General features: G+C 35.0%; 9 protein-coding genes and 1 tRNA gene. 4 read left to right on the top strand and 6 right to left on the bottom strand.

Features of this window, described 5'->3' with window-relative positions; translation table 11 throughout:
• Position 1 precedes the first annotated feature (1 nt).
• Complete coding sequence (gene yaiO, locus IPP61_20880) at positions 2-1,252, top strand: YaiO family outer membrane beta-barrel protein (GenBank protein MBL0327577.1); 1,251 nt, start codon at positions 2-4, stop codon at positions 1,250-1,252.
• Between the two features lie 134 nt (positions 1,253-1,386).
• Positions 1,387-1,677: a hypothetical protein gene (locus tag IPP61_20875; GenBank protein MBL0327576.1), complete on the top strand. Its 291-nt coding sequence runs from the start codon at positions 1,387-1,389 to the stop codon at positions 1,675-1,677.
• A gap of 44 nt (positions 1,678-1,721) precedes the next feature.
• On the opposite strand, the gene IPP61_20870 is transcribed toward IPP61_20875, so the two are convergent.
• From IPP61_20870 to pta, 5 genes are all read right to left on the bottom strand, one after another.
• Positions 1,722-1,802 (bottom strand) — tRNA-Leu (locus IPP61_20870).
• Positions 1,803-1,872: 70 nt separating this feature from the next.
• Positions 1,873-3,105: a PQQ-dependent sugar dehydrogenase gene (locus IPP61_20865; protein MBL0327575.1), complete on the bottom strand. Its 1,233-nt coding sequence runs from the start codon at positions 3,103-3,105 to the stop codon at positions 1,873-1,875.
• A 162-nt stretch (positions 3,106-3,267) separates the two neighbouring features.
• Positions 3,268-5,238 carry a hypothetical protein gene (locus tag IPP61_20860; GenBank protein MBL0327574.1) on the bottom strand — a complete coding sequence of 657 codons (1,971 nt, stop codon included), beginning with the start codon at positions 5,236-5,238 and terminating at the stop codon, positions 3,268-3,270.
• 140 nt (positions 5,239-5,378) lie between these two features.
• Entirely contained in the window at positions 5,379-6,560 is a 1,182-nt protein-coding gene (locus IPP61_20855; GenBank protein ID MBL0327573.1) for an acetate kinase, read from the bottom strand.
• A 46-nt stretch (positions 6,561-6,606) separates the two neighbouring features.
• Positions 6,607-8,691, bottom strand: coding sequence for a phosphate acetyltransferase (pta, locus tag IPP61_20850; GenBank protein MBL0327572.1), 2,085 nt, complete (start codon positions 8,689-8,691; stop codon positions 6,607-6,609).
• A gap of 309 nt (positions 8,692-9,000) precedes the next feature.
• Here pta and IPP61_20845 point away from each other — a divergent pair, with 309 nt between their 5' ends.
• Complete coding sequence (locus IPP61_20845) at positions 9,001-10,629, top strand: M1 family metallopeptidase (protein ID MBL0327571.1); 1,629 nt, start codon at positions 9,001-9,003, stop codon at positions 10,627-10,629.
• A gap of 12 nt (positions 10,630-10,641) precedes the next feature.
• Positions 10,642-11,817: an SAM-dependent methyltransferase gene (locus IPP61_20840; GenBank protein ID MBL0327570.1), complete on the top strand. Its 1,176-nt coding sequence runs from the start codon at positions 10,642-10,644 to the stop codon at positions 11,815-11,817.
• 253 nt (positions 11,818-12,070) lie between these two features.
• Here IPP61_20840 and IPP61_20835 read toward each other — a convergent pair whose 3' ends face one another.
• On the bottom strand, positions 12,071-13,159 hold the full coding sequence (locus tag IPP61_20835; protein ID MBL0327569.1) for a helix-turn-helix domain-containing protein: 1,089 nt from the start codon (positions 13,157-13,159) through the stop codon (positions 12,071-12,073).
• Between the last annotated feature and the right edge of the window lie 511 nt (positions 13,160-13,670).

Here is a 13,670-nt window from a genome sequence, read left to right as displayed (position 1 = left end):
TATGAAAGTATTTTTGAAAATATTGTTTTTGCTGACTATTTCCATTTATGGGGTTTTTGCACAGGAAAATAATTTTGACCCTGATTCGGTATTCGCTCAAGCCCGAAAATTGGCTTTTGATGGGAAGAGAAATGAGTCCATAGCCTCATTGAAAAATGTTATTGAAAAATATCCCAATTATCTGGATGTCAGGCTTTTCCTTTCTTCAGTTTATGGTTGGGAAGGGAAATATAAATTGGCAAAAAATGAACTTGAATATTTGTTATCAAAAGAACCGAAAAATAAGGAATTCTGGATTTCATATATCAAAAATGAAATCTATGCCGACCAGCCATCCTTTGCAATAAATCTGGCTAATGAGGCTTTGAATTTATTTCCTGATTCACCAGAATTAATAATTTTGAAGGCTACTGCACAGAAAAATAACAGTGAGTTTCAAAAAGCACACCTTACATTATTGGCTTTTTTATCGGAATATCCTGAAAATAAGGAAGTACGTCAGTTTGATGATAAAATCAAGGCGGATTTAGCAACCAATTCTGTGGGGATTATATATTCTACAGATGCCTATAGCCAGATTTACGACCCTATGCATTATTATTCCTTACAATACGGAAAAATTACCCCAAAAGGAAGCCTAATTGCCAGATATAATCTAAATCAAAAATTTGGAAAATATGGGTCTCAGTTTGAGTTTGATGCTTACCCGAGTATTACTGAAGGCCTTTATGCTTATTTAAATTTAGGCTATTCGGGTTCTTCAATATTTCCATCATGGCGATTAGGTGCTCAGCTTTACAAATCTCTTCCACAGGCATATGAAGTTTCCCTGGGTATCAGATCTTTGAAATTTGGAGAAGAATTCACTAATATTTTTACGGGTTCTGTTGGCAAATATTTCGGCAGTTCGTTTCTGTTTGCCGTGCCTTATCTGATCAAAAGTGACCAGGGATGGAGTAAGTCATCTACCTTTACATATAGAAAATACAGGGCCAATGCCGATCAATTTTTTGCAGTTTCAGCCGGAATTGGATTCTCACCAGAAATCAACAGATTTGGCTTTGACAGTGCTTTTGAGCCGGTGATTAATCTAAAATCTCAAAAATTTGACATCAGTAATAATTTCAAATTTCTCAATAACCGCAATTTTATCGGTGCAGGATTCTCTGTTGTACATCAGGAAAGTGTTTTTGATCCCGGAAAATACTTCTGGATATATTCTTTTAGATTGAGCTCTCAGGTTAGATTTTGAAAATGTAAGACCACATTTTCATCCTTCATTTTTAATTTCCCGGTTTAAAATAATTAAAGATTTGAGAAAAAATTTGGTAGAAAGTTTAAAAGTATTTTACTTTGTAATAAAAAGTACTTTTAAATAAGTGGAAAATGATAACAATTTCGAAAAGCCTGAAATTTATCCTTGCCGGAATCGCTTTTATTCTGGTCATACCCTTGGTGGCTATGCAGTTTAACACAGAAGTCAACTGGACGATCTCTGATTTTTTAGTTGCTGGTAGTCTTTTAATGTTTTTCGGCTTCTTGCTTGAAACTGCAATCCGGAAAATTCATAATCTAAGTTCCCGTGTAGTAATTATTATTGCTCTTTTGATAATTCTGTTTTTGATTTGGGCTGAATTGGCAGTTGGGATTTTTGGTACACCTTTCGCCGGAAATTAATGCAAATAAAAAAGAGGCTCATCATACCGATGAACCTCTTTTTGTACCCGGAACAGGACTCGAACCTGCACACCAATGGCACTACCACCTGAAGATAGCGTGTCTACCAGTTCCACCATCCGGGCATCCTGATGCAAATTTAATGGATTTTGAATCAGGATAGAAAATATTCCAATATGATTTCTCTCACAAAAATCATTTACCTATATAATATAACCTTCCCTGGTCTGTTACTGCGTATATGGCTCCGTCTTTTCCCTGGTGAACATCTCTAAACCTTTGGTATTCCTGGTCTAAAAGTCGCTCTTCGCCAATTACTTTGTTATCTTTGATTATCAGTCTCGCAATATGCATTCCGCTAAGGCAGCCCACAAAAAGATTGTTGTTCCATTCGCTTATTTGTCCTTTGTTGTAAAATGTCATTCCGCTGGGCGATACTACCGGGTCCCAATAATAAACCGGCTGCTCCAGACCACTTTTTTGTTGTATTGCCTCACCAACTTTGCTTCCACTATATTCTATACCATAGGTAATGGTTGGCCATCCATAATTTTTTCCGGCTTCTACCCGATTTATTTCATCACCGCCCCGAGGGCCAAACTCATTGGACCAAAGCTCGCCGGTTACAGGGTTTATTGAAAGCCCCTGAACATTCCTGTGTCCATAAGAAAATATCTCTTTTTTGTAGTCATTGTGATTTACAAAAGGGTTTCCCTGGGCAGGTTGACCCTCAGTTGTAATTTTTATGATTTTCCCCAAAGCTGTAGTATTATCCTGGGCCATTGGTCTGGTTTTCGTATCTGATCTTTCGCCTGTTCCAAGGACAAGATTTCCTTTCGGATCAAAAATCAAGCGACCTCCAAAGTGAAGATTCCCTCTATATGTAGGATTAGACCTAAAAATTACAGTTGAATTTTCAATTTTAGTTTCATCAGCCGAAAGAGTTCCTTTGGCTACAGCGGTATGATTTCCATTTCCGGTATTCTCTGAAAATGCCCAGTAAATTTTTCGATTTTTAGCAAAATCAGGATCAACAGCAATACCCAATAACCCTCCCTGGCCATTTTCGTCAACCTTTGGGAGTCCAGTGATTTTATTGCTTAGAACCCCTGAGGTGGTCGAAATCCTAAGAAATCCTGCTTTTTCGGTAATTATCAAACGGCCGTCAGGTAAGGAAGCTATGCCCCAGGGTGAGTTTAGCTTTTCACTTAACACTTTGAAAGTATATGCCGACTTTGTTTTAGTTCCATTAATTCTAGTTTGACCCGGAAATGCCGGTTTGTAGTTAGAGTTAGGTGATTTGGTTTCAACTGGGGCAATTGTAGTATCAGGCAAAGATTCGTTTTTGGCAGATTCTATTTGCTTATTACCACAAGCGTTTATTGAAATCAGCGAACTGATAATTGCGATTGAAGCTAATTTTATCATTTTAAAAGGTTTATTAATTTAAATCAAAAATAAGTAATTTTCGTTCCTTTTTCGCCTATTACTATAAGTGGTATGCATAGGTTGATTTTATTTATTTAGGCAAAAATTGAGTTTTTTTCTTTATTCTTTTTATTTGAATATTTATTAAGAATTATATTTAGATTAACGACATCCCTCAATAACCGCCTCAAAGGTTTTACCATTATTTGCTTTGAAACTAAAGCCTGGATTTAAAACAATTATTTCACCTGCCTCAAGTTTAATTTCGCTAAGTTGATGTGAAGCACCCGTAATTATTTTTTTTGCAATGATTGTTTTTCTTAAATTTTTCAAGAGGCCTTCATATTGAAAATTTAAACAATTATAGTTGATCTTATCAAATGAAAAGGCTTTCTTAATTTCAGAATATTCACTGCAACCGTTGGAATTGCATGATTTGATTCTATAATACTTTTTCTTTCCTGGAGTCAAACCATTATCAATTGCTGATGTGTTATTTCCCTTGTAAATTGTATTAAAATTTATTGAATCAATTGATGATTCTAAAATAAAATAATCTTCGTTTAAAGAAATATCCCGCCAAGAAATATTTATCTGTGATGTATTTACGCCTGAAGTTGTAAGGTTTTCTGGCTTTTTTGGGATTCTATCAATTATGGGAGGGGTATTTTGAACGGGCAAACAATAAAACGAAAAAGCTTTTAAATTTTTCTGATTAAAAAAATGCGGGCCATTATAACTGATGCTATAAATATCTGAAAAACAAGCAGGTAGATAAGTTATATATTTGAAATTTTGAGGAGCATTTAATTTTAGAACAATTTTATTGTCAATTCCTGATCCTGCAATAACAGGGGTGTTTAGTTGATTAAATTTTAAATGTGAATCGTCCATGGTCATGTAAATATAGTTTTGCATATATCTGTAATGATTGCCATAGAAATATGTGACCGGGTAGTTTAATTTCTGACGTTCCTGAAAAACCAGCGTAACTGAGTCTTTTCCCGGACTGTAATACGCATATTGTACATTTGGATGGTCGATGCCTTCGGTATAGGTTTTGCCATAAAAATCTCTCAAGACCAAATCGGATAATTCTTTGGCTTTTGAGACATAACCTTCTGTATGATAGTGAATTCCGTCGTAAAAGTCGGTGCCAACCGTACTGATAATCTCAACCAAGCCAGGATATTTATTTTTAGTTTGTCTTTGAAATTCCCTGAGGTAGCTGGCCCTTTCATTGTAATTGTAAATCCCGGAAACCATCAAGATGTTTATTTGGAATTCATAAAATTTTCTCAAACCGGGAAGGTCTTCCTTGATGTTTTTTATGAAAGTATCAAAATATCCGGGATAGTCATCACAATCTATATACCAATTACCAGCTTCAGCTTCTCCTTGTAAAAACGCCATATACTTAATCTTGTCCAATACCTGACTTTCTTTTAACCGTGTAAGCATTTTACCATAATTAAATTTCTTATCAAAATGATTGTCAGGGTTTCTTTGTAATATCCATCTTAAATTAGCTCCTCCAGCGGATTGATTTATAACCATAAATGGTATTTGAACAGAGTCAATTAAGTTTTTCATCAGATAATTTCCAATTGTTCCTACTTTGGCAAATGGTTTTTTTGAGGGGTACCATTTTGCAACCGTAGTATCTTCTAAATCAATAAAATCAAAATTTCTCATAAATCTATCTGACTCTTTTGAATTAAATTCATCAGTGCCTATCATTGCTGCCATGTTTGATTGCCCCAACAAAAGAATAGCATCACCACAAAGGACTTTTTCCGACTTTTTTATTAATGTAGCTGTTTGGTTTTTTTTTGTGTAAAGTTCAAACGTATATTCAGATAGCTCCGAATTGATGGGAATATTGAAATTGAAATCTGTTGGGGAACTGATAGCTTCTAATTGCAAAGAGTCATTTTTGAAAAGTTTTATCGATACAAAATCAAATGAAGAATTGGTTATTTTACCAGAGACTTTTACTTCGCAAATGTTTTTTTCATTTCTGACATATAATTGTAAATTTTCAGGGAATTGGTTGATCGTAACCTGGCCATTAACAAATAAGGTAGAAAAAGAAAAAATAATAAATAAATGTATAAATCTTAATGTTTTCATTTGGGATATTAATTGAAAAATCAATATTTGAAGTAATATTTGCTTTTTTGGCGATCGAAGGCCAATATCAAAAAAATAACAGAAGTTTCAAAAAAAAAGCCTGAATTATATCCAGGCTTTAACATAAATAGTATAGTAATTTAAATGTCAAACGCTTGTCGGGCAATCTCAACTTCCTCATTAGTAGGAACCACCAAAATCTTTACTTGTGAATCTGAAGTTTGCAATTCCCTTATTCCAGGCTTACGTAAATCGTTCTCTTCTTTATTGATTTTTATGCCCAGAAAATCCATGTCTTCGCACACCATACCTCTGATAATCTCACTATTTTCACCTATTCCGGCAGTAAAAACTACGGCATCGAGGCCATTCATAGCTGCAGCATAAGCACCAATATATTTTTTGATGCGGTATGCGTTCATTTCCAATGCCAGTTTACATTGCTGGTCGCCTTCCATATATCTGGCTTCGATTTCCCGTAGATCACTGTAACCAGTCAAGCCCAGCATTCCGCTTTCTTTATTTAGGATATCATTTACTTCTTTAGCTGTATGTCCTTTATTTTCAATTAAATATAAAACCACCGCAGGGTCCAGGTCACCACTGCGGGTTCCCATTATCAAACCGGTTACCGGTCCAAAACCCAGTGAATGATCTATACTTTTACCGGCGTTTACGGCGGTTGCACTACAGCCATTTCCCAAATGCAGAATTACTATTTTCGCATCGGGTTTTCCTAAATATTCCGCGGCTTTTTGACTTACATATTTATGACTTGTTCCATGAAAACCATATAATCTCACATTATCTTTTTCATATAGATTATTAGGAATGGCATACCGGTGAGCTTTTTCGGGAATGGATTGATGAAAAGCAGTATCAAACACTGCCACTTGTTTGGAATTTGGGAAAATACTCTCTGCAACTTCTATCCCAGTATAATTAGGTGGATTGTGCAGTGGAGCCAAACTAAACAGTTCTTTTATTTTTGATTTTATTTCGTCAGTAATTATGGTGGTATCGGTAAAGAGGCTACCTCCATGCACTACTCTGTGCCCGATTGCATCAATCTCGTCGGGAGATTGCAATACGCCATTTTCTTTGTCGAGAAGTTGATCTGCAACCAGCCTTAAGGCAGCAAAATGATTTTTTATTGACAGGGATTTTTCAGTTTTGCCATTTAGGTTTTTGTATCTAAAAACCGCATCTTCCATGCCTATTCTTTCAACTATTCCACTTGCAATTACCTCCTCAGAAGGCATTTCAAAGAGTGAGAATTTAAGAGAGCTACTGCCGGTATTGATTACCAGTATTTTTTTCATGTTAAAAATGTTTCTAAAAAATATTTAATGCGACCAATCTGTTTTTTTAAATGCCCTGAGCTTGTATTGCGGTGATTATCACTGTATTGTAAACGTCATCAACAGTGCAACCTCTGCTTAAATCATTGACGGGTTTGTTTAGTCCCTGAAGCATAGGCCCAATGGCAATCGCTCCGGTTTCTCTTTGAACTGCCTTGTAAGTATTGTTTCCTGTGTTTAGGTCTGGAAAAATCAAAACACTCGCCTGACCTGCAACTTCCGAATTTGGAAGTTTGCTTTTACCTACCTGCATATCAACGGCCGCATCATACTGAATTGGACCTTCAACTTTCAAATCCGGTCTTTTTTGTTTCACAATTTCAGTTGCCTCACGCACCCGGTCAACATCTTCTCCCTGGCCTGAAGACCCTGAAGAATACGAAAGCATCGCGATTTTGGGTTCAATGCCAAATGCCAAACTACTTTGTGCTGACGATATCGCAATCTCGGCTAGTTCTTCAGCCGTTGGGTTAGGATTGATGGCACAATCACCAAAAATAGATACACGGTCTTCCAAACACATAAAGAATATCGAAGAAACGATATTTACACCGGGTTTTGTTTTGATAAATTGCAAAGCAGGCCTTATAGTATGCTGTGTGGTATGTACAGCACCTGACACCATACCGTCGGCATGACCTTTATATATCATCATCGTTCCAAAATAAGAAACATCAAGCATAAGGTCATGTGCAATATCCATATTCACATTTTTATGTTTCCGCAACTCATAAATGGTATTGACATAATCCTCAAAATGCACATACTCAATTGGGTTGATTATGGTTAGCTTTTCGAAATTGATTATTATTCCTGATTCTGCGGCTTTGGTTTTGATTTTTGCCTCTTCACCAACTAAAATAATATCCACGAGGTCATTATCAATCAGTCTTGCTGCTGCTTGTAATATCCTTTCATCATAACCTTCGGGCAATACAATTCTCTTTTTACTTTTGCTGGCTCTTCTGACAAGGTCATACTGGAACATTCTCGGAGTCAGTATCTTGTTTTCAAACTTCATCAGTTTATCAAGGAGCTGACTGATAGGTACATACTTCTCAAAAACCTCAATCGATGTTCTGATTTTCCTCGAGCTGTTAACGTAAATGTTTGACTTTATAGCACCTACTTTATTGGCAATCTGGAAAGTGCCCTCTTCAACGGAGGCAATCGGAATAGTGTTGGGAAGACCTTCGATGAGCTTGATAATTGGTTCTTCCGGCAATAATCCCCCGGTTAATAGGATCCCTGAAATTCTGGGATAATTTTTCGAAATATTGGCTTGTAAAACTCCCAGTATAATATCAGCACGGTCACCCGGTGTGATTACCAAATTGTCTTCTCTGATTTGGGGAAGGTAATTCCTCAACTGCATGGCTCCCACACCAATTGATCCCACCTGGTTTTCGAGATAATCGTGACCAAAAAGCACTCTTCCTTCAAGAAGATCTACGATTTCTTTCATCGAAGGATTTATTAAAGAGCCAATTCTTGGAACTGCATAGACTTCAACAGAATCTGGAAGAAATTCTCTCATTGCACTATTTGCGATTTCCAGATTTTGTTCGTTTATCTTATTATTGATAATAGCCAAAACCTCCACATCTTTGTTTTTGTAGCTGTTATAAGCCATCTGCATTTCAGTGCTAAGCTCTTCTTTTGACTTGCCTACACCATTTCCAATCAGAATTACCGGTAGTCCAAGATTTCTTGCTATCAAAACATTAAAGTCAAGTTCCAATAAACTTCCTTCACCCACGAAATCAGTTCCCTCCACCAATACAAAATCATTTTGCTCTTCGATTTTTTTGTATTTGGAAATGATATTATCTATTACTTCTCCGGTTTTTCCCTGATTTATCAATGAAAGTAATTTTGCCCGACTGTAACCTACAGTATCTTCATATTTAACTTTCAGACCAAAAAAATTAATCATTATGCGGCTGTGATTGTCAGCATGTTCGTCTTCTACAATCGGTCTGAAAAAACCAACTCTGGGCATTTGTCCCAACAATTTTTGCATCATTCCAAGCGAAATCATCGATTTTCCGGAATGATCCTCAACTGCGGTTATATATATTCCTTTGGTCATTTATCTTATTTTTTTCACAAAAATAGCCCCTTTTTCGATTATTTATAATAATTCTAATCACATAAAAACCCTTTCAATATCATAAAACCCTTTCGCTTTTCCCTTGAAATACATTTAAGTCTTTAGATAATACAATTTTCATATTTTTATTCAAAAAGTATTAATAAGCTCAATTATCAGTAAACAGAAATCTGAAAACTTTTTAATTTTTTTCCTCAAACTGATTCATTTTTTCCTATTGATAATCGTATTAATTCTATATTGCATAAAAAAGCGAATTTATTCAGAGACAAACTTTCTCATATAAACATGAAATTTAAATTTTTAATTACGACAGCCATCTATTTATGTTCAGGCCTATTTTATTTTGGTTCTATGGCTCAAAAGACCTATACCATTGATGATACGCTGCGGGGTAGTATTACTCCTGAGCGTGCCTGGTGGGACTTAAAATATTATGCTCTAAAGGTTGAAGTGATGCCCAAAGAGAAATTCCTGAAAGGGGTAAATACTGTCAAATATAAAAAAATTAAGGAAGGAGATATTTTGCAGATCGATTTGCAGATTCCGATGGAAATGACTGGTGTTGAGCAAGATGGCAAAAGATTGCAATTTGTAAAAAAAGGCAATAATGCATATTTTATTAAAACCGAAACTGCTGCAAAAATCGGAGATGAAAAAGAACTTAAGGTTTATTTTGCCGGTAAGCCCCAAATAGCCAAAAGAGCCCCATGGGATGGTGGACTGTCCTGGCACACCGACGCAAATGGTAAAACTTTTGCCGCCACATCATGTCAGGGTTTAGGTGCCAGCGTGTGGTGGCCATGCAAAGACCACATGTACGATGAGCCCGATAGTATGCGTATTTCGGTAACTGTACCCGACAGTCTTTGGGATATTTCTAATGGAAGAATTGAAAAAATGTGTCTGAGCAGTGATGGCAAACGCACAGTAGATTGGGTGGTAAGGAATCCCATAAACAATTATGGAGTAAACCTCAATATTGGAGACTATGTGCATTTTAATGAAGATTTTCAGGGTGAAAAAGGACTTTTGACATGCGATTATTATGTGCTTAAAGACAATTTTGAAAAGGCCCAAGCACAGTTTAAAGATGTATCGCGTATGTTGAAAGCTTTTGAGCATTGGTTTGGACCCTATCCTTTTTATGAAGACGGATTTAAGCTGGTAGAAGTACCTTATCTGGGTATGGAACACCAAAGCTCAGTGACCTATGGAAATAAATTTAAAAACGGTTATCTGGGCAAAGATCTTTCCGGCTCAGGGTGGGGGTTAAAATGGGATTTTATAATTATCCACGAGAGTGGTCATGAGTGGTTTGCCAACAACATCACTTACAAAGATATCGCCGATATGTGGATTCACGAGAGCTTTACCAATTATAGCGAAACACTTTTTACTGAATATCATTATGGGAAACAAGCAGGCGAAGATTATGTAATAGGTACAAGGAAGTCCATTCTGAATAATCGCCCCATAATTGGAGTTTATAATTTAAATCAAAGTGGCTCAGGTGACATGTACTCCAAAGGTGGAAATATGCTGCACACTATCAGGCACGCCATTAATGACGATGAGAAATTCAGGCAGATTTTGAGGGGATTAAATAAAGATTTTTATCATCAAACTGTAGAATCGGCACAAATCGAAAATTATATTTCTGATAAGTCGGGCATAAATTTTTCAAAAGTATTTGATCAATATTTAAGAAATACAAAAATTCCGGAATTGGAACTAAAAAAGACGAAAAAAGGCTATTCTTATCGGTGGAATAATGTGGTTGAGGGATTTGATATGCCATTGAAAGTAAAAATTGATGGCGTAGAGAAGATGATTTACCCGAAAGATTCCAAAGTTCATTCTATCGCTGGAAAGCAACTGGAAGTAGATCGGAATTTTTACATTATAGTAAAATGATTTAGGAAAATAATGCCGGAGAATACAAAAATAGAATTCATAAATATATTTTCAGAAAATTTTGAAAAAAATATAATTTCAAAACTAATTATTAGTAATGTAAATAAAATAAGTTCTGAAAATAATGAATATAAGTCGGTTCTGATAAAAATATTTCAGAGTAAAAAGGAAAAACTTTTGAGTTTTGTTTACAAGTATCCACAAAAGGACATAACCAAAAACTATTCTTACTCAGAAGCTAAAAGTTTGATTGAAAATTGGTTAGGGAAGAGTTTTCTCCAGGCCGATTTATTATGTGCAACAGAATCATATCACTTGCAGTATAAACCTGACGGAAAATCAAAGCTCATAAAAAAAGAGAATTTGCCGGTCAGAGTTGTGGAAACTAATCATAACAGACCCAAAAATAGGATTTTGCCGGAAAGTAATATCGAATTTTTGAAGCTATTAGGTGTGTTTTCTGAAGATGGATTCTTAAAAAAAGACAAAACCGATAAGTTTGTCCAGATCAACAAATATCTGGAGTTTTATAAGCAAGCGGTTCAGGAAAGTGGCTTATCAGGTGATGTAAAGGTAGCTGATATGGGTTCCGGAAAAGGATATTTAACCTTTGCGATGTATCATTTTCTCAGTGAAAAAACTGAGATTTCGCCTTTCATTCATGGAATAGAATACCGTCAGGAAATGGTGGATTTATGCAATCATCTGGCAACAAAAGCAAGATTTGAAAATTTGAAATTTGTTCAGGGTTCAATTGAAAGTTTTGACGCATCAAATATCAATATTTTGGTGGCATTACATGCCTGTGATACCGCCACTGATGACGCCATTTATAAAGGAATTAAGGCAGGGTCTTCGGTAATAATGGTGGCACCCTGTTGTCACAAACAAATCAGAAAGCAGTTTAAACCTGAATTTCCCGTCAGTCTTTTTTCAAAATATGGGATCATTGAGGAACGTACCGCAGAGTCAATCACAGATATTATCCGATGTCTGGTTTTGGAAGCATTTGGTTACCAGGTAAAAGCCTTTGAATTTATATCGTCAGAACATACTCCTAAAAACCTTATGATAACTGCAGTATTTAAAGGTGAAAAACCAGAAATAAAGGAAAAGAAACTTCTTGAAATCGCTGAATTAAAAAAACTGTTCGGAATAAAAGAACATTATTTGGAAAAGGTTTTCTAAAAAAAAAGAGCTCGACAAAGTCGAGCTTTTTCCAATGTTCCCATTATTAAAAAATAAGTAATCGAAACTCCAGATGCATTTTAAATTGAAGACACTGCCTTTCAATAAAATGCTTTCATGGCTATCAGTTTACACCTCAAAATCCGTTTGGAATCGAAAACATGCGAAACTAAAAAATCTAACGGAAATCCAATCTTTGGTGAAGTTCGGATTTATAAATTCGAACTATTTTGCGAGTGTAAAATCTTGTAAACTATTGATTACTAATACTATGTTGTTTTCTGAATTCGGCAGGTGTTTTGTCGCATCTTTTTCGGAATTCGCTAAAAAAAGTTGACTTTGATTTAAATCCACAGTTTTGACCAATTCCTTCCAGCGTTAAGTGTGAGTTTTCCGGGGTCAATAATTGACGCTTTGCCTCCTCAATTCTGTATTGATTCGTAAATTCAGAGAAATTTTTTCCAAATTGACGATTCAAAATCTCTGATAGTTGATAGGCGGGGATATTCACCAGGTGGGCCAGTTTTTTAATTGAAAACTCAGTGTCGAGAAATGGCATTTGATTGCTCATGATGTCAGTCAGAATCTTTTCTATCTTCTCATCTTTTACGGTTGCTGGAACTAGTTTTTCATCTTCACCTTTTTCTTCATTTTGAAATAAAGCGGGAGTCTTAATCAAATGCCAGGCTACATAACTTAGTAGCGGGATATGGATCACAAACAAATATTTGAAATACAAAGGCCCTATATAATTTAGTACAACTGGTATAAGAAAATGTACACCTGCCAGCATAACTAAAATATTAATAACCCAGTTAAGCCTGATTCTTTCCGTTTTGGAGTTTTGTTTGGACAGCTTGGTTTGATATTTGAATATAAAAATCAACAAATAAATGATATAGCTTACGTTCTGCAGGAAAATGAGAATATTTATAAATCTGTTTTTCTTAAATAGCCATACTTTGTCAGTGACAATATGAGGTAAGTCTGCTTGTGGGAGACTGAAGTATTGGATAACCAGAAAAATCGTTATTAATATAAAAGGTAGAAAATGAAGATAATACCGGGTATTTTTCCTGATGGTATCCTCAAGAAATGCTTTTATAAAAAAAAACAGAAACGGACCCCACAAAAATCTCAACGGAATAGCCGCAAAAATCAGAAATGGGAAAGCTTTTACTGTAGGTGTCAGGTTAAACCAAAGTATGGCGTTGGCAAGCCCCTGAATTAACAGAAAACTCCCCATATACCAATGTGAAATTCTTCCGGCAAACAAGAAATAAATTCCAAGTACCCAGAAAAAACTTATACTAAAAAGTCCTAAAAGCGAAGAGACTTCCACAGATTGTTTAATGGCTATTTTTCAAAGATACTTTTCAAATCTCAAATTTCAAAAAACATTAAAAAAAACGGCCTTTAAATTATTGAAATTTAAAGGCCTGCTGTTTGGTATTGAAAATGAAGTATTGTGCAAATATAGTAAAAATTATATAAATGTCAAAAATTTAACATGTTTTAAAAAGTATAAAAACCTGATATAAAAAATAAAAAAGACAATAAATAGGTTTGAAAAAAATGATATAAGTAAATAAAAAAATAAAAATATAAGAAAGTAGGTTTAAAAGTATTTAAAAATTGTATCAAATAAAATACGTAGAAATATGGAAAATATGTATGAAAATTTTAAAAATTGTAAAAAAGCAATAGAATATTATATTTTTTTACAGAAAACATAAAAAATATATGTTTTTTGATTGATATATTAGGAAGTGATTTTTTGAAAATATAATATTGGTCATAAATATTAAAATAATACAATATTTATTCTTCGTTATTCATTCCCGACCGCAATA

It is taken from the genome of Cytophagaceae bacterium (assembly GCA_016722655.1).
In the GTDB taxonomy this organism is placed as follows: Bacteria; Bacteroidota; Bacteroidia; order Cytophagales; family Spirosomataceae; genus Leadbetterella.
Note: the sequence above shows the minus strand (reverse complement) of the source record. Positions and strands in the feature narration are given on the sequence as shown.

Excerpts from the sequence above, each read along its gene's own strand:
- yaiO (MBL0327577.1), top strand. The coding sequence starts at position 2 with ATGAAAGTATTTTTGAAAATATTGTTTTTGCTGACTATTTCCATTTAT.
- IPP61_20875 (MBL0327576.1), top strand. The coding sequence starts at position 1,387 with ATGATAACAATTTCGAAAAGCCTGAAATTTATCCTTGCCGGAATCGCT.
- IPP61_20865 (MBL0327575.1), bottom strand. The coding sequence starts at position 3,105 with ATGATAAAATTAGCTTCAATCGCAATTATCAGTTCGCTGATTTCAATA.
- IPP61_20860 (MBL0327574.1), bottom strand. The coding sequence starts at position 5,238 with ATGAAAACATTAAGATTTATACATTTATTTATTATTTTTTCTTTTTCT.
- IPP61_20855 (MBL0327573.1), bottom strand. The coding sequence starts at position 6,560 with ATGAAAAAAATACTGGTAATCAATACCGGCAGTAGCTCTCTTAAATTC.
- pta (MBL0327572.1), bottom strand. The coding sequence starts at position 8,691 with ATGACCAAAGGAATATATATAACCGCAGTTGAGGATCATTCCGGAAAA.
- IPP61_20845 (MBL0327571.1), top strand. The coding sequence starts at position 9,001 with ATGAAATTTAAATTTTTAATTACGACAGCCATCTATTTATGTTCAGGC.
- IPP61_20840 (MBL0327570.1), top strand. The coding sequence starts at position 10,642 with ATGCCGGAGAATACAAAAATAGAATTCATAAATATATTTTCAGAAAAT.